The sequence below is a fragment of the Magnetospirillum sp. XM-1 genome, from assembly GCF_001511835.1.
Classification (GTDB): domain Bacteria; phylum Pseudomonadota; class Alphaproteobacteria; order Rhodospirillales; family Magnetospirillaceae; genus Phaeospirillum.
This window is the reverse complement of record NZ_LN997848.1, coordinates 301350-319338: the sequence shown is the minus strand read 5'-3', so window position 1 is coordinate 319338 and position 17989 is coordinate 301350. Positions and strand designations below refer to the sequence as shown.

Annotated in this window: 16 protein-coding genes; 3 read left to right on the top strand and 13 right to left on the bottom strand. The window is 67.3% G+C overall.

The window, feature by feature from the left end:
• Window positions 1–7: 7 nt before the first annotated feature.
• From XM1_RS01530 to XM1_RS01520, 3 genes are read right to left on the bottom strand one after another with little or no spacing between them, the layout of a single operon-like run.
• On the bottom strand, window positions 8–331 hold the full coding sequence (locus tag XM1_RS01530; RefSeq protein WP_068428657.1) for a YbaB/EbfC family nucleoid-associated protein: 324 nt from the start codon (window positions 329–331) through the stop codon (window positions 8–10).
• Window positions 328–2130 carry a DNA polymerase III subunit gamma/tau gene (locus tag XM1_RS01525; protein ID WP_068428655.1) on the bottom strand — a complete coding sequence of 601 codons (1803 nt, stop codon included), beginning with the start codon at window positions 2128–2130 and terminating at the stop codon, window positions 328–330. Before XM1_RS01525 ends, XM1_RS01530 begins: the two co-directional genes overlap by 4 nt.
• Window positions 2131–2166: 36 nt before the next feature.
• A complete protein-coding gene (locus tag XM1_RS01520; RefSeq protein WP_231920651.1) occupies window positions 2167–3180 on the bottom strand; it encodes a TAXI family TRAP transporter solute-binding subunit in 1014 nt (337 codons plus the stop codon).
• Between the two features lie 171 nt (window positions 3181–3351).
• Here XM1_RS01520 and XM1_RS01515 point away from each other — a divergent pair, with 171 nt between their 5' ends.
• On the top strand, window positions 3352–4383 hold the full coding sequence (locus tag XM1_RS01515; protein ID WP_068428649.1) for a hypothetical protein: 1032 nt from the start codon (window positions 3352–3354) through the stop codon (window positions 4381–4383).
• 90 nt (window positions 4384–4473) lie between these two features.
• Here XM1_RS01515 and XM1_RS01510 read toward each other — a convergent pair whose 3' ends face one another.
• From XM1_RS01510 to XM1_RS01475, 8 genes are all read right to left on the bottom strand, one after another.
• Window positions 4474–4845: a response regulator gene (locus XM1_RS01510; protein WP_068428646.1), complete on the bottom strand. Its 372-nt coding sequence runs from the start codon at window positions 4843–4845 to the stop codon at window positions 4474–4476.
• 20 nt (window positions 4846–4865) lie between these two features.
• Window positions 4866–7970, bottom strand: coding sequence for an EAL domain-containing protein (locus XM1_RS01505; RefSeq protein WP_231920650.1), 3105 nt, complete (start codon window positions 7968–7970; stop codon window positions 4866–4868).
• A gap of 67 nt (window positions 7971–8037) precedes the next feature.
• On the bottom strand, window positions 8038–9297 hold the full coding sequence (locus tag XM1_RS01500) for a NupC/NupG family nucleoside CNT transporter (protein WP_231920649.1): 1260 nt from the start codon (window positions 9295–9297) through the stop codon (window positions 8038–8040).
• Complete coding sequence (locus tag XM1_RS01495; protein ID WP_068428637.1) at window positions 9276–10376, bottom strand: hypothetical protein; 1101 nt, start codon at window positions 10374–10376, stop codon at window positions 9276–9278. The genes XM1_RS01500 and XM1_RS01495 overlap by 22 nt, the downstream gene beginning before the upstream one ends.
• Before the next feature lie 34 nt (window positions 10377–10410).
• On the bottom strand, window positions 10411–11382 hold the full coding sequence (locus XM1_RS01490) for an SAM-dependent methyltransferase (protein WP_231920648.1): 972 nt from the start codon (window positions 11380–11382) through the stop codon (window positions 10411–10413).
• Complete coding sequence (locus XM1_RS01485) at window positions 11349–12218, bottom strand: lysophospholipid acyltransferase family protein (protein WP_068428631.1); 870 nt, start codon at window positions 12216–12218, stop codon at window positions 11349–11351. The genes XM1_RS01490 and XM1_RS01485 overlap by 34 nt, the downstream gene beginning before the upstream one ends.
• Window positions 12215–13192 (bottom strand): tetraacyldisaccharide 4'-kinase, encoded by a 978-nt coding sequence (gene lpxK, locus XM1_RS01480; RefSeq protein ID WP_068428628.1) that lies wholly within the window; start codon window positions 13190–13192, stop codon window positions 12215–12217. The genes XM1_RS01485 and lpxK overlap by 4 nt, the downstream gene beginning before the upstream one ends.
• Window positions 13179–14453 carry a 3-deoxy-D-manno-octulosonic acid transferase gene (locus tag XM1_RS01475; protein WP_068428625.1) on the bottom strand — a complete coding sequence of 425 codons (1275 nt, stop codon included), beginning with the start codon at window positions 14451–14453 and terminating at the stop codon, window positions 13179–13181. The genes lpxK and XM1_RS01475 overlap by 14 nt, the downstream gene beginning before the upstream one ends.
• Before the next feature lie 131 nt (window positions 14454–14584).
• Between XM1_RS01475 and XM1_RS01470 the strand changes: the two genes are divergently transcribed.
• Together XM1_RS01470 and XM1_RS01465 are read left to right on the top strand one after the other, a co-directional pair.
• Window positions 14585–15040 (top strand): BPSL0067 family protein, encoded by a 456-nt coding sequence (locus XM1_RS01470; protein WP_068428622.1) that lies wholly within the window; start codon window positions 14585–14587, stop codon window positions 15038–15040.
• A 30-nt stretch (window positions 15041–15070) separates the two neighbouring features.
• Window positions 15071–15472, top strand: coding sequence for a hypothetical protein (locus tag XM1_RS01465; RefSeq protein ID WP_068428619.1), 402 nt, complete (start codon window positions 15071–15073; stop codon window positions 15470–15472).
• 2 nt (window positions 15473–15474) lie between these two features.
• Here the strand turns inward: XM1_RS01465 and XM1_RS01460 are convergent, their stop codons facing one another.
• Together XM1_RS01460 and msbA are read right to left on the bottom strand one after the other, a co-directional pair.
• Window positions 15475–16170 (bottom strand): lysophospholipid acyltransferase family protein, encoded by a 696-nt coding sequence (locus tag XM1_RS01460; RefSeq protein ID WP_068428618.1) that lies wholly within the window; start codon window positions 16168–16170, stop codon window positions 15475–15477.
• A gap of 6 nt (window positions 16171–16176) precedes the next feature.
• On the bottom strand, window positions 16177–17961 hold the full coding sequence (gene msbA / locus XM1_RS01455; protein ID WP_082700314.1) for a lipid A export permease/ATP-binding protein MsbA: 1785 nt from the start codon (window positions 17959–17961) through the stop codon (window positions 16177–16179).
• Between the last annotated feature and the right edge of the window lie 28 nt (window positions 17962–17989).

Below are 17989 nucleotides of genomic sequence, written 5' to 3'. Positions count from 1 at the left end.
TACGGGATCAGAACGGCAGCTTGAAGCCGGGCGGCAGGTTCAGCCCGCCGGTCAGCTTCGCCATCTCGTCGGCCATGGCGGTCTCGGCCTTGGTCTTGGCGTCGTTGAAGGCGGCCAGGATCAGGTCTTCCAGCACCTCGACGTCGCTGGGGTCCACCAGGGACGGGTCGATCTTGACCTTCTTCAGCTCGTACTTGCCGTTCAGCGTCACCTGCAGCATGCCGGCCCCGGCCGAGCCGGTGACCTCCATCTCGGCCATGGTGGCCTGCATCTCGGCCATCTTGGACTGCATCTGCTGGGCCTGCTTCATCAGGTTGCCAAGGTTCTTCATAGATCTTCCTCTCCAGGGATCAGTTCGTCGTCGGCGATCGCCTCGGGGTCGTCTACCGGCGCCGGGGCGGGCAGCAGATCCTCTTCGGTCCCTAAGTCGCGCACCGCCTCGATGCTGGCGCCGGGGAAGGCGGCCAGCACCGCCTTGACCAGCGGGTGCTCGGCGGCGTCGGCGCGGCGGCGCAATTCGGCGTTGGTTTCCTGCTCGGCCAGGGTCGGCTGGGCCGGGTCGGTGGAGTTGACCGACACCGTCCAGCGCCGGCCGGTCCATTCCGACAGCAGCCGCGCCGTCTTGGGCGCCAGGTCGGAGCCGGCGGCGCCGTTCTGCCGCCATTCGATACGGCCGGCGGCGAAGGAGACCAGATTGACCTGGGTGCGCAACTGCACGGCGATCAGGCCTTCGCGGCGTTCGGTGAACAGCGCCACCACCGCCGCGAAGTCGGGAGGCATGGCGGGCAGGATCACCGTCTCGGCGACGGGCGCCGGCTGAAGCTTCAGCGCGGTGGCCGGGCCATGCACCGGTCCGCCGCCCACATGATGGCCGGAGACGGCATCGGCTCCGCCGCCGCCGCCAGCAAAGCCGCCGCCGCCGCCGCCGCCGCCGGGGCCGCGCGGGGCGGGGGGCGGGGGCGGATTGGCGCGCAATTGCTCCACCAGTTCGGCCGGACTGGGCAGTTCGGCGGCATAGGCCAGGCGCACCACCGCCATCTCGGCGGCCTGCAGGGGGTTGGGGGCGTTGCGGGTCTCGCCCAGGCCTTTCAGCAGCATCTGCCAGGCCCGCGTCAGCGCGGCCAGCGACAGGGCCTTGGCCATCTCGGCACCCTTGACCCGCTCGGTCTCGGACGCGCCCAGCTGGTCGGCGGCGTCGGGGGTGACCTTGAGGCGGGTCAGCCAGTGGACCAGCTCCAGCATGTCTTGGAGCACCACCGCCGGATCGGCGCCGGCGGCGTACTGGTCGGTGATCTGGTCCAGCGCGGTGGGCACGTCGCCCTTCATGATGGCGTCCAGAAGATCGAAGACCCGGGCGCGGTCGGCCAGGCCCAGCATGTCGCGCACCTGGGCCTCGGTCACCGCGCCGGCCCCATGGCTGATGGCCTGATCCAACAGCGACAGGCCGTCACGGACCGAGCCGTCGGCGGCGCGCGCGATCAGTTTCAGCGCCGCCGGCGCGATCTCGGCCTGTTCCTTGGCGGCGATGCCCTCGAAATGCTTGGCCAGCACCTCCATCTCGACGCGGCGCAGGTCGAAGCGCTGGCAGCGCGACAGCACGGTGACGGGGATCTTGCGGATCTCGGTGGTGGCGAACACGAACTTCACGTGTTCCGGCGGCTCCTCCAGTGTCTTCAGCAGCGCGTTGAACGCCGCCGTGGACAGCATGTGGACCTCGTCGATGATGTAGACCTTGAAGCGCGCCGAAGTGGGGCGGTAGCGCACGCCCTCGATGATCTCGCGGATGTCGTTGACGCCGGTGCGGCTGGCGGCGTCCATCTCCAGGATATCGACGTGGCGGTCCTCGGCGATGGCGCGGCAGTGCTCGCACGTGCCGCAGGGGTCGATGGTGGGGCCACCCTTGCCGTCCGGTCCGACGCAGTTCAGCGCCCGGGCGATGATGCGTGCCGTGGTGGTCTTGCCCACGCCGCGCACGCCGGTCAGCACGAAGGCATGGGCGAGGCGGCCGGTCTTGATGGCGTTCGACAGCGTGCGGACCATGGCCTCCTGCCCGATCAGACCGGCGAAGTCGGTGGGCCGGTACTTGCGGGCCAGGACGCGATAGGGCGTGGGGGCGGGGGTCTCGCTCATGGTGGCAAGATAGTACGAGCGGTCATGCCCTGCAAATCAGTGAGTGACCCCGGCGTCGAAATAATAGGCCGAGGCGCCGCCATGCAGCTGGATGCCCAGCTTGTCCAGGCCGGCGGCCGACAGGTTGACCAGCTTGCCGCGCGGGTGGCTTTCGGTCAGCAGCTTCTGGGTGCTGGGATGCCACAGCGCGCGGGTGACGCCGTAGATCAGGTCGTTGGGCCGTTCGGCGGCGGTGACCAGCACCACGCCCACGTCCAGGGTCTTCACCTCCGCCTCGATGCCGCGATAGGTCTCCGCCGGGATGGAGGAGGCCGAGAAGAAGGGATAGGTGGACCGCATCTTGTCCACTTCCGGCCCGGCCAGGGGGATCAGCACGATGTCGGTGCGCTGGGCCAGTTCGGCGATGATGGGCACCGGCATTCCGTCCACCACCAGCATGGCGTCCAACTGGCCGGCGGCCATGGAATCGGCGGCGGGGCCGGGCTTGAGGAAGCTTTGCTTGATCTGGCTTTCGTTCATGCCGAAGGCGGCCAGCAGCAGGCGGCCGTGGACCAGCTCGCCCGAATCCTTGTCGCCCAGCGACACCCGCTTGCCCCTGAGGTCCTTGACCGAATGGATCTTGGCATCCTTGCGCGCCACCAGATGCAGGCTTTCCGGATAGAGCATGGCGATGGCCCGCAGGTTCTGGACCGCCCCCTTGCCCTTGTAGATGCCGGTGCCGTGATAGGCCCAATAGGCGATGTCGGCCTGGACCAGGGCGGCGTCGAGCCGTTTGGCCGCGATGGCCTCGATATTGGAAATGGCGCCGCCGGTGGACTTGGCCACCGCCACCATGCCCGGCACGCCGCACGAGCCGCCCTTGTCGCACTCGCGCGAGCCGGGGGGATTGCTGATGGCGTTGGCGATCAGGCCGCCGAAGGCGAAGCGGGTCTCGCCCGTCGGGCCGGTGCCGATCTGGAAGAAGCGGATATCCTGGGCGGCCGCGAGCCCGCCCCCCAAGCACAGCAGCAGGGCGGCGGCGAAGACGAAGCGGATGGCTCTTGCAGGCACGGCAGATTTCCCCCCACGGAAACGACGCATGACGAGGAGAGAGGATACACGACAAATATCATCAATTCCTCATGTATGTGACACATCCAAACGGAATTGGATTCATGTTCCCCATTGCGATCGGCGGCAAAGCAGGCACAATAAGCGCTCGGGATGGGGACCGAGAGTAAAATGTCAGACGACGACGGATTGAAGCCTATTAACGACAGCGACATGGATTCCATGTTCGTGCTGCCGTTATCCATCATCCCGCTCCAGACTCCCGCGCTGCAAAGCGCCAAGCTGATCAAGAACGTGCGGTTGCGCAGCGCGGTCGAGCTGTTCTCCGACGTCCAGACCGGCTCGGGGCAGGTGGACGTGGAATCCCTGCCGGCCATGTTCGGCTGGCCGACCGAGCAGATTCATCCCGATCTCGGCATCCTGCGCCGTCTGGCGCTGCTGCCCAGCTACGACGTCTACTCCCTGCGCATTTCCTTGCGCGAGCATGGCATCCCGGTGAACGACTACGCGGCCTTGAAGCTGTCGCCGGAAAAGGCCAGCGAGCTGACCCGCTACATGATCATGTTCACCCGCCCGCTGATGAAGATGATCTATGCGGACGAGGCGGTGAACATCGAGACCTACGACGACCTCTTGAAGCTGTTCCGCGATCCCGACGTCAAGAAGGCCCGCCAGCGTCTCGAGACCATGGCCCAAAGCCTGAACATCGACATCTTCGACGTGCCGCGCTTCCTCGAGGATTACGGCGACACCTTCATGTCGCTGTCCTACTTCCGCCATTGCCTCGACCGGCTGGAGCCCTATTTCACCGCCTGCGTCCAGGCGCTGGCCCCCATCCGCACCCATTTCCAGCTGAAGCAGAACGTCAACCTGATGAAGACCTGCGACATGATCGAGGAGGTGATCAACTCGATCTCGGCCTCGATCTCGGGTCGGCTGGAAGTGTTCGACAAGCGCACCCGCGAGATGTGGGAGAACATCTCACAGGAAGAATTCCGCTCGGTGAAGGGAATGATCGAGCGCTACCACGTCACCATCGGCGCCGCGCTGTGCGGCCTGACCGTGAAGATGAGCTCGTTCGCCAAGATGTTCCCGCGTCCCAGTTCGGGCGGGCCCATCAAGCGGGCCGACTTCATGATGAGCGAGATGATTCAGGGCATCGACCTGATCAAGGACGTGGAAAAGCAGTTCACCGCCCAGTAGGGCCGGGACGGCCCAACGCCCCGATGCGGCCGGGACGGCCGCGCTCCACGAAGAGGGCTGTTCCGGAGCGCGGGCATCCTGCCCGCATGCTTACTCTCCGCCGCAATAGCGCGCCACTTCGTCCAGCAGCTTGCGGATGGAGATGGGTTTGGTGATCACCTGGTTGAAGCCTTCCTCCATGAACCCGGCCACCGAATCCGGGTCGGCGAAGGCGGTGACCGCGACCACCGGCACGGACCTGGTGCGGTCGTCGGCGCGCAGCTGCTTCAACAGGTCGATGCCGGAATATTTCGGCAGCTGGATGTCCATCAGGATGACGCCCGCTCCGCTGCCGGCCGCCAGGTCCACAAGGCCGTCGCCGTCCGACGACTTGACGGTGGTGTAGCCCGCGATGGTCAGCGCCTGTTCCAGGAGCTTCATGTTCATCGCGTTGTCTTCAACGACGACGACGGTACCGCTCATGACCCGATCCTCTCAGTCATTCAACTCTGTCCCGCCCGCAACGTGGCGACCCTCTCCGGGTTGCGCGGGTGGTAGCCCTTGGCGAAAGTGGTGAAATCGGCCACCGCCATGGGCCGGCCGATCATGTAGCCCTGAATCTCGTCGCAGCCGTGCCGCGCCAGCAGCGCCGCCTGGGTTTCGGTCTCGACGCCCTCGGCGATGGTTTTCAGCGACAGCGAATGGGCCAGCGAGATGATGGCGTTGACCAGAACGCGGCCGTCCTCGTCCTGGTCCAGGTCGCGCACGAAGGCGCGGTCGATCTTCACGGTGTCCACCGGGAACCGCTTCAGATAGGCCAGCGAGGAATAGCCGGTGCCGAAATCGTCGATGCTGAGCGTGACGCCCAGCTTGGCCAGCGAGCGCAGCAGCTTCAGCGTGCCCTCGCCGTCGGCCATCAGCATGCTTTCGGTCAGTTCCAGGTCCAGGTCCCTGGCGTTGACGCCGGTCTCGGAAATACAGTCGGCGACGATGTCGGCCAGATCGGCCTCGCGGAACTGGCGGCCCGAGATGTTGACGCCGAGCCGCAGGCTGTCCATGCCGGAATCGTTCCACAGGCGCAATTGGGTACAGGCCTGGCGCAGCACCCAGCTGCCCATGGGAACGATCAGTCCGGTTTCCTCGGCGACGGGAATGAACTTGTCGGGCGTGATGATGCCCAGTTCGGGATGGCGCCAGCGGATCAGCGCCTCGGCCCCGATCAGGGCGTAATCGGTCAGACGGACCTGCGGCTGGTAGAACAGCTCGAACTGGCCGGCGCGCAGCGCGTCCTTGATGGAGCGCTCCAGCGTCATGCGCTCGGTCACCGCGAAGGACATGGCGGCGTCGAAATAGCCCTTGCGCTGGTCGCTGCGGCGCTTGACGTTGTGCAGCGCCATCTCGGCGTTGCGCAGCAGGTCCAGCGCGTCGTCGCCATCCCTGGGAAAGACCGACACGCCCATGTCCACCGGCACCACCATCTCCGAGCCGTGGATGGTGTAGGGCTTGTTCAAGATGTCGTGGATGTGGTCGACCTGGGCGGTGATCTCGTCAATGCCGTGGGCCTGGGCGACCACCACGGCGAATTCGTCGCCGGCCAGGCGGGCGGCGGTGCCGCCGGCCAGGACCGCCTGGGCCAGGCGCCGCGCCGTCTCGCGCAGCAGGGCGTTGCCCACGTCGTGGCCCATGGAATCGTTGATGGTGGTGAAGCCGTCCAGATCGACGGTGATGATCGCCGCCTGCAGCCCGGCGTTGCGGGCCATGGCGATGGCCTGGCCCAGCCGGTCGGTCAGCAAGGTGCGGTTGGGCAGGTCGGTGAGCGGGTCGTGATTGGCCAGATAGGCCACCCTTTGCGCCAGCTGCTTGTTCTCGGTGAGATCGCGGATGGTGCCGGTGAACAGCCGGCGCTTCTCGACGCGCAGTTCCGAGATGGACAGGTGGACGGGAAACAGCGAGCCGTCCTTGCGCTTGCCCATCACCTCGCGGCCGACGCCGATGATGGCGCCGATGCCGGTGGCCAGGTAGTTCCTGATGTAGCCGTCATGCCGGCCGGCATCGGGCTCGGGCATCAGGGTCGAGACGTTGGCGCCGATCAGTTCGGACAGGGAATGGCCGAAGATGCGCTCCACCGACAGGTTGGCGTTGAGGATGGTGCCGTCCTCGTCGATGGTGACGATGCCGTCCAGCACCGTGTCCATGATGGCGCGAATACGGTGTTCGCGGGCCGCCACCGCCCGCATGGCGGCGGTGACTTCGGTGGTGTCGCGGCCCACCAGCAGGGTGGCGTTATGGCTTTCGCGCCGCAGCGGCACCGCCGACAGCTCCACGTCGCGCACCCGTCCGGCGAAGGTCATCACCTTGACCGGCAGGGGGTGGCCCTCCTCGTACAGGGTGTCCAGGCCGCCCTCGAAGATGGCGCGGTAGTCGGGATGGATGAACTCGGAGAAGTGCTTGCCTTCGCAGGCCGTGGTCGAGGGGGCGCGCAGCATTCCCAGCCCGGCGGCGTTGATGCGCTCGATCACCCCGTCGACGCAGACGCAGATCAGGTCGGGCGACAGTTCCACCAGATCGCGGTAGGACGCCTGGTCCTTCAAGAGCGCCGATTCCAGCATGGAGACGTCGGTGATGCGGTCCAGAAGCTTCAGGATCTGGCTGCCGGAATTGAGGATGGATTCGGCGTACTCGCGATAGCCGACCTGGGTCAGCGGCCCCAGCATCTCGGCCGAGATCATCTCGGCGAAGCCGATCACGTCGTTCAGGGGCGTGCGGATGTCGCGGCTCATGCGGCCCATGAACTCGGTCTTGGCGCGGTTGGCGAAGTCGGACTCTTCCTTGGCCTCGGCCAGCTTGGCGGCGGTGGCGCGCTCCGAGGTGATGTCGCGCGAGAACATGGCCAGCCGATGCTCGCCAACCTCGATTCCGGCCACCGCCAGCAGGCGGTTGGCGAACCAGTGGATGCCGTCGGTGTCCTCGAACTGGACGGTGCGTCCGGTCTCCAGCGCCTCGGCCAGGAACGAGCGGCGATGCTCGGCCAGCGCCTCGGGCAGCAGGTCGAAGATGCTCTGGCCGATCAGGGAATCGGGCGTGGCGTTGAGGTACTGCTCCGCCTCGGTGTTCAGCGTCAGGATGTGCCCCTCGGCGTCCAGCAGCATGGCGATGTCGTGGCTGGCGTCCAGCAGGGCCTGATTGGTGCGGTTCGATGCCTCCAGCGCCGTCTGGGCCTGCTGGCGCTCGATGGCGTGGCGGATGACGCGGGGCAGCAGGGTCAGGCCCGCGTCGGACTTGACCACGTAATCCTGGGCGCCGGCCCGGATGGCTTCCTGGGCGACGCGCTCGTCGTCCAGGCTGGTCAGCACCACCAGCGCCTTGTCGGGGGCCCAGGATTTCAGCCGCACCACCGATTCGATACCCGACGCATCGGGTAGTCCGAGATCGGAGAGTACGCAGTCGAAGGCGTGGAAGGGGGCGTCCTTCAACGCCTCGCCCAGGGTGGCGCGGCTGGATACCTTCCAGCCGGGCTGGGCGTCGGCCAATTCGATCTCGATCAACCTCTGGTCGCCAGGGTTGTCCTCGATGATCAGCAATCGCAAGATGTCGGCGCCCGAACTCATGATCAAATGACCATGCAACATCCGGGGCCTATTGTAAACATGCCGCGAATGGCCGGTACTGGCAGAATCACAGCAGAAGGCCGACCATCGCGCCGGTAAGGCAGCTCGCCAGTGTTCCCGCAACGATTGATCTTCCACCCATGGCGACGATCTCCGCCCGGCGCTCGGGCGCCATCACCGACAGGCCGGCGATCAGAATCCCCAGCGAGCCGAGATTGGCGAAACCGCATAGGCCGTAGGTCATGATCAGTCGCGAACGGGCCGACAGCGCGCCGTCCGGCAGCTGGGCCAGTTCCAGATAGGCCAGCAATTCGTTCAGCACCGTCTTGGTTCCCATCAGGGCGCCCGCCGTGGCCATCTCGGCGGCGGGAATTCCCATGCTCCACACCACCGGGGCCATGATCCAGCCCAGGGCGCGCTGCAGCGTCAGCGGCGCGCCCGCCACCTCGGGCAGCAGCTTCAGCCCGGCATTGGCCAAGCTGACCAGGGCGACCAGGACCACCAGCATGGCGATGATGCCGACCAGCAGGCGGACGCCGTCCATGGTGCCCCGGACCACCGCGTCCATGGAGCCGGCGTAGTGGTGGGCGTCATCCAGGCGGCCGGCCCCGGTATGGGCGGCATCGGGCACCATGATCTTGCCGATCATCAGCCCGGCCGGCACCGAGATCAGCGAGGCGGTCAGCAGATGGCCGATGGCGTCGGGAATGATGCCGTCCAGGAAGGTGGCGTAGAGCACCATCACGGTTCCGGCGATGGTGGACATGCCCGCCGTCATCACCAGGAACAGTTCGCCCCGGGACAACAGCGCCATGTAGGGCCGGATCAGGAGCGGCGCCTCGATCATGCCGAGAAAGGCGGTGGCCGAGGCCGAGACGCCCACGGCGCCGCCTACCCCCATGGATTTCTCCAGCAGGCGGGACGCGGCGCGCACCACCACCGGCAGGATGCGCCAGTGATAGAGCAGGGCCGACAGCGCGCTCATCAAGAGCACCAGCGGCAGGGCCTGGAAGGCGAGGATGAAGCCCGAGGCGGGATTGGCGGCGGTCCAGGGCGCCGGCCCGCCGCCCACATAGCCGAAGACGAAGCTGGTGCCGGCCCGCGTCGCGGTCTGCAGCGCGGCCACCGCCCGGTCCAGGCCCAGGAACAGCAGCTTGGCGGCGGGAACCTTGAGCAGCAGCAGGGCGAGGCCGACCTGGACCACGAGCCCGGCGGCGACCACCCGCCACGACACCGCGCGGCGATCCTCGGACAGCAGAAACGCCAGCCCGATCAGGAAGGCTATGCCGATGAGGCCCTGGCCGGTCAATGCCGCTTGGCCAGCCACTCGTCCACGGCGGGAACCATGGCCTTGACCGACAGCCCGAAGGCCATCATCAGCTTGTCCTTCTCCTGGGTCATATGCAGGAGGTTGTCCACCACCTTGCGCAGGATGTCCTTGGCGAAGGAGGGGATGGCCAGGATTTCCGGGGCGCGGGGACCGAAGCCGGTCTTCAGCGCGTTGACCATCACCTCGACCTTGTCGATGTTGAGGCGCTGGATCTCCTGCAGGTTCTCGGCGGCGATGTAGCACAGCATGTCGGCGAAAATCTTGGCGACGGACTTGTCCAGGGCGGCGCAGACGTTGAAGAAGGCGGAGTCGCGGGCGAAGAACTCCCACGCCTTGGGCCCCAGCATCTTGTGGTAGAACTCGTACATGTCGCGGTTCCACACCGAGATGCCGCCGATGGCCTGGGGGCGGTCGGCGAGGATGGCGCCGAATTCGGAGCCGACGGCGGCCTTGACCTTCTTCAGCTTGTCGGGCTCGAACTGGGACACCGCCTCGACATGGGCGGCGGTGGGCAGGGCCACGATGTCCTCGCCGATCTCGATGATCTGGGGATAGCTGAGCCGGGTGCGGTAGGTCTCGAGCAGCGGCAGCTGCCAGCCGAAGGCGATGTAGCGCGACAGCTCGCGGATCTTGCGTTCCTCGACCGGGTCGACGGCCTGGCGCTCGATCTGCTCGGTCTTCTTGATCAGGCCGAACATGGAGGTCTTGGTGATGGTCTCGGTGACCGTCTCCATGGGCTTGTCGGCCTCGAAGATCTTCTTGGCGCAGGTGCGGACCAGCAATTGCTGGATCTGGTCCAGGCTGACGCCGCACACCAGGGGGGTGGTTTCATCGCGGACCGGCGCGTCGCCGTCCTTGGCCCGCACGATGCCGTCGACCATCTCGCGGCTCGCCAGGAAGGTCTTGATGAAGGCCTGCAGCACATCCGGGTCGGAGATCACCTGTTGGTAGGTGACGGAGGAATCGACCAGTCCGGCCTGCTGAAAGGTGGCCAGCACCTTCTTCAGACCTTCGATGATCCGCTTCTTGGTATCGGTATCGATTTCCACCGGCGGCGGAAGCTTGGCGACAGGCATGAGGCTCACGGTCCCGGAAGGATTTTCCCCGAAGTTACTGGTTTACTCCGAAGGACATAGGGTGGCAAGCCGCATCCCCAATCCGCATCCAGGTCAACTCGTGTTTGTTGTGGGCCAGATGCAAAAGGCGCGAGCCGGGGATGGCGGCGAAGGCCCGCGCCACGGCGTGGTCGGTGGCTCCCTGGAACTTCAGGGTGCAGATGAAGTTGCGCGCCAATCCGCTTTCCAGCCAGCGTTCCACCAGCCGCAGCAGGCGTTCGGGATAGCAGATGACGTCCGAGCACAGCCAGTCCACCGGGCCGATCTCGGCCGGCTCGATGCCGAAGGCGCTGCCCTGGCGGTATTCCACATTGGGCATGGCGGCGACGTTGGGGGCCAGCGGCGCCTTGTCCACGCTGATCACCCGGGCCCCGGTGGCGGCCAGTACCCAGGTCCATCCCCCGGGGCAGGCGCCGAGGTCGACGCAGGTCTGGCCCGGTCCCGGCATCTGGCCCGCCAGGGTCAGGGCTTCCCACAGCTTGAGATAGGCGCGGCTGGGCGGCGTCTCGCGGTCCTCGACGAAGGCGGCCTCGCCGTTGGGAAAGCGGCTTGAACAGTCGGCGGCGGCCAGCACATGGCCTTCGTCGATCCAGGCGAACGAGCCCAGCGGCGCGGCCGGGGCGGGCTGGCCGAACACCAGCGGCCTGGCCGAGACCTTGGGAAGCTTCTCCACCAGGAGCGCGGTGCGGCGGTGCAGGTGGAACTCGTAGGGCCACCAGTTGCGCTGGATGGCCTTGAGCGCCTTGGCCGCCTCGCCGATGGAGGCCACCTCCAGCATGCGGGGCTCCAGCCAGATGTTCTGCGCCCAGGCGGCCGGCCTGGCCGGGCCGGGCGACAGCATCAGGCGGCCGTACTCGGCCGTGACCTCGCCCAGCTCGACCCGCAGGTCGTCCTCGAAGCCCGGCGCGGCCAGATAGGCGGTGAAGTCGCCGCTCATTCCGGCCAGCGCCGGTGGACCCACAGCCATTGCGCGGGCCGCTCGCGGATCCACTCTTCGAGCAGGGCGTTGATGCGGACCAGCAGCAGGCGGTTGTCCTCGTGATTGTCGTTGGTGTGGGGGAATTCCATGGGGGGCAGGACGGTGACGCGGAAATGGGCGCCCTTGATCCGCTCTACCCGGGCGGGGACCAGGGGGCATTTGAATTTGGTGGCGAAGACGGCCTGGGCCGGGGCGGTCATGGCGTCGCGGCCGAAGAAGGGGATGGCCACCCCGTCATTCATCTTCTGGTCCACCAGCATGCCGAGATGGCCGCCCTTCTTCAGGGTGATCAGCGCCTGGCGGGCCCCTTCCGGACCCTTCTGGATCAGGGCGTGGCAGGCGTCGGCCCGGCCCTTGCGGTAGAGATCCTCCACATAGGGATTGTTGGCGGCGCGGTAGACCAGATTGAGCGGCAGGCCGCGCGCCGCCGCCACCGCGCCGTTGACCTCCCAATTGCCCATATGGCCCGAGATGAAGATGCCGGCCTTTCCGTCGTCGCGCAGCAGATCGATGTTCTCGCCGCCGATCAATTCGACCCGCTCGGCGGCGATGCGCTTCAGGTGGGGAAACTCGCCCGCCACCCGGCCGATATTGTCCCACATGTCGGCGATGATGGTCTTGATCTCGGCGTCGGATTTCTCGGGGAAGGCGGCCTTGAGGTTCCGGCGTGCCACCCGGTTGACGCCGCCCAGCAGCGGGCCGACGGTACGGCCCAGCCAGCCGCCCAGCCCCGAGGCGGCGTCCAGCGGCAGGGCGGCGAACAGCCCCCACACCACCCGGGCGCCCAGGGCCTCCAGGCGCTGGCGCAGTTCCTTTTTCGTCATGCCCGCACTCCGATCCGGTCCAGCAGGGGAGTTAGCAGGGAAGGGTCCTCCCAGTCCAGCGTCACACTCAGCACGGTGACGCGGGACTTGAGGTCGGCGGGCAGGCGCACCGCATCCTTGGCGGTGGTGACCAGCACCGCCTCGTTGCTTGCGGCCTCGGCCAGCAGCGCCTCGATGTCGGCGCGGGTGAAGGGGTGGTGGTCGGGAAAGGAATGGTCGGCGGTCAGCCGCGCCCCGCATTGTTTCAGGGTGGCGAAGAACTTCTCCGGTCGGCCGATGCCGGCGAAGGCCACCACCTTGCGGCCCTTCAGGGCGGCGCCGTCCGGGTCGGGGGCCAGCCGGGCGGCCAGCAGCGGCAAATCGTGGGCGCGGGCCATCTCCGCCAGTCCGCATTTGTCCTCGCCGATCACCACCATGGCGTCGGCACGGGCCAGCCCCTGGTCCGGGGGCTCGCGGCAGGGACCGGCCGGCATGGTGCGGCCGTTGCCGAAGCCGTATTCGCCGTCCACCACCACCAGCGACAGATCCTTGGCGATGGAGCCGTTCTGGAAGCCGTCGTCCATGATGATCACGTCGGCCCCCATCTGGGCGGCGGCCACGGCTCCGTCGGGGCGCCAGCGCGCCACCCAGGTGGGAGCCTCGCGGGCCAGCAGCAGCGCTTCGTCGCCCACCCGGGCGCAATCATGGCGGTCCAGGTCCACGGCGCGCGGTCCCACCTCGGTGCCGCCATAGCCGCGGGTGAGGAAATGGGGCTTCACCCCGGCGGCGATCAGGCGCCGCGCCAGACTGATGCCCACCGGCGTCTTGCCCGCTCCGCCGGCGACGATATTGCCGACGCAGATCACCGGCACGGCGGGGCGGTATTCCTCGGCCCGCTCCAGGTTGCGGCGCACCGCCCAGCCGTAGACGGCCCCCAGGGGGGCGAGCAGGCGGGCGATGGCGTTGTCCTTGTGCCAGAAGTCAGGGGCGCGCATGGGCGGCCTCCAGGGGTTGGAGGAAGGGGGCCAGCGCCTCCATCACCTGATCCAGGATGCCGGCCTCGCCCTCGGCCCAGGCCCTGGCCGCCGTGCCGGCCGCCCGCAGGGCCTGGGGGTCGGCCAGCAGGGCGCGGACGGCCGCGGCCAGTTCGCCCTCGTCCTTGACCCGCAGGGCGGCGCCGGCCGCCAGCATGGCCGGGGCCATGTCGGGGAAATTGTCCATCAGCGGCCCGAACATCACGGCGGCGCCCAGCAGCGCCGGCTCAAACGGGTTCTGTCCGCCGCCGACGCAAAGGCTCTTGCCCACGAAGACCGGCCCGCCCAGGCGGTAGAACAGCCCCAGCTCGCCCATGGTGTCGGCGACATAGACCGCCGTTTCCCGGGTGATCGCCTCGCCCGCCGAGCGCAGCGCCACGTGGAGGCCCCGGCCGCGCAACTCGGCGGCGATGTCCGCTCCGCGCGTATGGTGGCGGGGAATGACCACGGTCAACAGGCCGGGCAGTTCCAGGGCTTCGTGCACCCGCCCGGCCATGGTCTCCTCGCCCGGATGGGTGCTGGCCGCCAGCCACACCGGCCGGCCGGCGATGTCGGCCCGCAGGCGCCGCAGCATCGCGTCGTCGCAGGGCAGCGGCGCCACCGCGTATTTGAGGTTGCCCAGGCAGCGCACGTCGCGCCCGCCCAGCGCCCGGATGCGCCCGGCGTCGGATTCGGTCTGGGCCAGGCACAGCGCGAAGCCCGACAGCATCTTGTGGATGAAGCCGGGCACCTTCTTCCAGGCGGCGAAGGATCTGGGCGACATGCGGCCCTGGATCAGCACCTGGGGAATGCCCCGGTGGCGGGTCTCGGCCAGCAGGTTGGGCCAGTACTCGGATTCCGCCCACAGGGCCAGATCGGGTCGCCAGTGGTTGAGGAAGGAGCGCACATAGGCGATCCGGTCCACCGGCACGTATTGGTGAGCCGCGCCCTTGGGTAGCCGCTCGGCCAGCAGGCGGGCCGAGGTGACGGTGCCGGTGGTCATCAGCACGTTCAGGCCCCGGGCCAGCAGGCGGTCGACCAGCGGCAGCATGGACAGCGCCTCGCCCACCGAGGCGCCGTGCATCCACACCAATGGCCCCGAGGGGCGGGGCTGGCCGGGATGGCCCAGGCGCTCGGCGAAGCGGGCGGCGTCTTCCTTGCCGCGCGCCTTGCGCCGCTCCAGATAGGCGGCGATCAGCGGCCCGCCCATGGTGGTCAGTCCCCGGTACAGGCGGTAGATCATGCCACCCTCCTTGCGGGAGGGAACAAATTGCAAACATTGTCATTGGCGGCTAGGCTGGGTGCGTCAACGCCACCATTGTGTCCACGCACGGGCCGCCCCCATCGGGCGGCTTTTTTCATTGGAGCTCCGCCATGCCGAACACTTACGACCCCAACCAACCCCGCAACGATCACGGCCGCTGGTCCAAGACCGCGTCCGAGCACGGATACGTGGTCAAGGACTTCGAAGCCAAGATGGCGAAGGTCATCGCTGGCGGCAAACAGGTGGGCGAAAGCGGCGAATGCGTCGCCATGGTCAAGCATCTCGCCCCCGAGGTGGGCCGCGCCGCCGACTGGCAGGAAGGCCCGGCCATCCGGGATTTCGGCGATCCGCCGCTGGAACGCGGCACCCCCATCGCCACCTTCGTCGACGGCCGTTACCCCAACGCCTCGAGCGGCAACCATGCCGCCGTCTTCATCCAATACGGAACCAAGGGCATCACGCCGGGAATCTGGGTGCTGGATCAGGCGAAGGACCTTGATCCCCAGAAACGATTTATCCAGTTCGGAGGCCGAGCCGAACGCTATTCCGTTATCAAACATAAGTGAGTGTGGCAGCATGGGCCTGGAGACATGCCCATGCTTCGCTTTTTGTCTTTTATTGCCCTGATTGTCGCTGCCACACCGGCCTTCGGTGCCGTGGTGGACTGCCCTTTGCGGCATCCCGATCATCCCGAACAAGTCCTGAGCGGAGCGGGTAACGACGCCGGCGACGAAGTCGATGGTGTCGAACAGCGGCGGGGAGATATCCGGCATCACACTCAATACCTTGAGAAATGGCGGGAACGGGATACCGCGCTGCGCTGTACCTATCGTAGCCCCCTGGGCGACCATAGCGCGTTGATCCTCACGGTTCCCGGCCTTCTCATCCGCTGCGACTGGCTGGCCCGAGAGGTTTTGCGCCCCCAACCGGTCGAACCCGGCACCGGCGGACCAATCGATCAGGTCTATTTGCGCATCTGGTGTACGTCGCGGCCCTAGAATCATGAGGCCGGCTCCGGCGTATCTTGGCCCATGCGGGAATCGGCGTCGCGGGTGATGGCGTTGAGGCTGTCCTCCACCGCCTGGCGGGCGGTTTCCATGGCCGTTTCGTCGGCGTCCTTGGGCACCAGGATGGGGTCGCCCCAGACGAAAACCCCGCGCGAGAACGGCCACGCTACGGCAAAGCGGTCCCAGCTGCCCAGCAGCTTGCGGCGGCTGGTGGCGAAGGTGGCGGGCAGGACGGGGACCTGGGCCAGCTTAGCCACCGCCACGATGCCGTCGCTGGCCCGCATGCGCGGCCCCTTGGGACCATCGGGGGTGATGCCGACGCACTGGCCGGACTTCAGGAATTTCAGCATGGCGCGCAGCGCGGCGCTGCCGCCCCGGGTGGTGGAGCCCTGGACCGTGTCGATACCGAAATGGGAGACGGTCCGCGCAATCAGCTGGCCGTCGCGGTGCTGGCTGATCAGCATGTGGATGGGCACGCTTTGCCGCCACGACTTGGGCATCATCAGGATGCGGCCGTGCCAGAAGGCCAGGATGAAGGGCCGGCCGGCATCCCACAGCGCCTGGGCATGGCCGCCGTTGACCACGCTCCAGCGTCCGGTGAGGTAGACGAAGCGGATGTAGAGCGAGCCCAGCCAGCACAAGGCCCCGCGCAATCCCTCGCTCTTGCCGATGCGCTTGGCCCAGCTCATGGGCTTTCAGCCTCCGGTGGGTCTGGCGGCTTCCTCGGCGAACTGCATGGCGTAGAGACGGGCATAGGTGCCGTCCCTGGCCATCAGGGCGTTGTGGTCGCCGGATTCGATCACGCGCCCCTTGTCCAGCACGTGGATCAGGTCGGCGTTGACCACGGTGGACAGGCGGTGGGCGATGACGATGGTGGTGCGGCCCCGCATCAGCAGTTCCAGCGCGGTCTGCACCTGGCGCTCGGATTCGGTGTCCAGCGCGCTGGTGGCCTCGTCCAGCAGCAGGATGGGGGCGTTCTTCAGCATGGCGCGCGCGATGGCCAGACGCTGGCGCTGGCCGCCCGACAGGTTCAGCCCGCGCTCGCCCACCACTGTATCGTAGCCCTCGGGCAGGCCGGTGATGAAGTCGTGGGCGGCGGCCGAGCGGGCGGCGGCCTCGATCTCCTCGTCGGTGGCGCCGAAGCGGCCATAGGCGATGTTGGCGCGGATGGTGTCGTCGAATAGGGTGATTTCCTGGCTGACCAGGGCGATCTTGGACCGCAGCGAGGCCAGCCCGACGCCCCGCACGTCCTGGCCGTCCACCAGAACGCGTCCGTCGGTGACGTCGTAGAAGCGCGGCAGCAGGTTCAGCACCGTGGACTTGCCGGCGCCCGAGGGGCCGACCAGGGCCACCGTCTTGCCGCCGGGCACGGCGAGGTCGATGCCGTCCAGCACCGCCTTGGCGCCGTCATAGGTGAAGAACACGCCTTCGAAGCTGACATTGCCCTCCAGCACCACCAGATCGGCGCTTGCCTCCTTCTCGACGATGGTGGGCTGGGTGTCCAGCACCGAGAAGGTGCGCGCTGCCGCCGCCAGACCTTCCTGCAGGTTGGTGTTCATGGCGGCCAGGGACTTGATGGGGCGGTAGGCCAGCATCAGGGCGGTGATGAACGAGAAGAAGGCGCCGGGCGTGGTCTCGCCCTCGACCACGCGCTGGCCGCCATACAGGATCACCACGGTGATGGCGATGCCGCCCAGCAGCTCCATGATGGGCGAGGAGGCCGAGCGCACCCGGGCCGCCTTGTAGATCAGGTCCTGGAGCATCTCCACCAGGGCGTTGACCTTGCGCTTCTCGTATTCCTCCATGCCATAGGCCTTGACTACCCGGATGCCCTGGATGGCCTGCTCCAGATAGGTGGTCAGCTGGCCCATGTGGTCCTGGGTGTTGGCGGTGACTTTGCGCATGCGCCGGCCCAGCTTGCGGATGGGCAGGATGGCGATGGGGAAAATGAAGAAGGTCCAGGCCGACAGCCGCCAGTCCTGATAGAACATGGCGCCGATCAGGAAGATCACCGACGAGGCGTCCTTGCCCGCGCCCGTCAACGCGTCGGACACCGCGAAGCGCATCTGCGAGATGTCGTTGGTCAGCCGCGACAGGATACGTCCCGTGGAATTGGCGTGGAAGAAGGCGACGTCGAGGCGCATCAGGTGGGCGAACAGGCGCGCCTGCATGTCGGCGATGACGCGCAGGCCCACCTTGGACAGGAACACCGCCTCGCCGTAATTGCACACCGACTTGATGGCGAAGGTGGCCAGCACGGCGGCCGCCAGCGGCAGCAGGTATTCGTGGCGCTTCTCGGTGAAGATCTTGTTGACCACCGGGTCCATCAGGAGGGCGTAGCCCGCGTTGGCGGCGGCGCCGACCACCATGCAGAACACGGCGGCCATCACCTTGCCCATGTAGGGGCGCATGCCCTCGTTGAACAGGCGGCGCACCAGCACCCGGGTGGAATGGTCGAAGGAAATCTTCTGCTTGCTCAACGGACTATGGCCTCGCGACGGCACGTGC

Coding starts and splice junctions, on each gene's coding strand:
- XM1_RS01530 (WP_068428657.1), bottom strand. CDS start 331: ATGAAGAACCTTGGCAACCTGATGAAGCAGGCCCAGCAGATGCAGTCC.
- XM1_RS01525 (WP_068428655.1), bottom strand. CDS start 2,130: ATGAGCGAGACCCCCGCCCCCACGCCCTATCGCGTCCTGGCCCGCAAG.
- XM1_RS01515 (WP_068428649.1), top strand. CDS start 3,352: ATGTCAGACGACGACGGATTGAAGCCTATTAACGACAGCGACATGGAT.
- XM1_RS01510 (WP_068428646.1), bottom strand. CDS start 4,845: ATGAGCGGTACCGTCGTCGTCGTTGAAGACAACGCGATGAACATGAAG.
- XM1_RS01505 (WP_231920650.1), bottom strand. CDS start 7,970: ATGAGTTCGGGCGCCGACATCTTGCGATTGCTGATCATCGAGGACAAC.
- XM1_RS01495 (WP_068428637.1), bottom strand. CDS start 10,376: ATGCCTGTCGCCAAGCTTCCGCCGCCGGTGGAAATCGATACCGATACC.
- XM1_RS01490 (WP_231920648.1), bottom strand. CDS start 11,382: ATGGCTGTGGGTCCACCGGCGCTGGCCGGAATGAGCGGCGACTTCACC.
- XM1_RS01485 (WP_068428631.1), bottom strand. CDS start 12,218: ATGACGAAAAAGGAACTGCGCCAGCGCCTGGAGGCCCTGGGCGCCCGG.
- lpxK (WP_068428628.1), bottom strand. CDS start 13,192: ATGCGCGCCCCTGACTTCTGGCACAAGGACAACGCCATCGCCCGCCTG.
- XM1_RS01475 (WP_068428625.1), bottom strand. CDS start 14,453: ATGATCTACCGCCTGTACCGGGGACTGACCACCATGGGCGGGCCGCTG.
- XM1_RS01470 (WP_068428622.1), top strand. CDS start 14,585: ATGCCGAACACTTACGACCCCAACCAACCCCGCAACGATCACGGCCGC.
- XM1_RS01465 (WP_068428619.1), top strand. CDS start 15,071: ATGCTTCGCTTTTTGTCTTTTATTGCCCTGATTGTCGCTGCCACACCG.
- XM1_RS01460 (WP_068428618.1), bottom strand. CDS start 16,170: ATGAGCTGGGCCAAGCGCATCGGCAAGAGCGAGGGATTGCGCGGGGCC.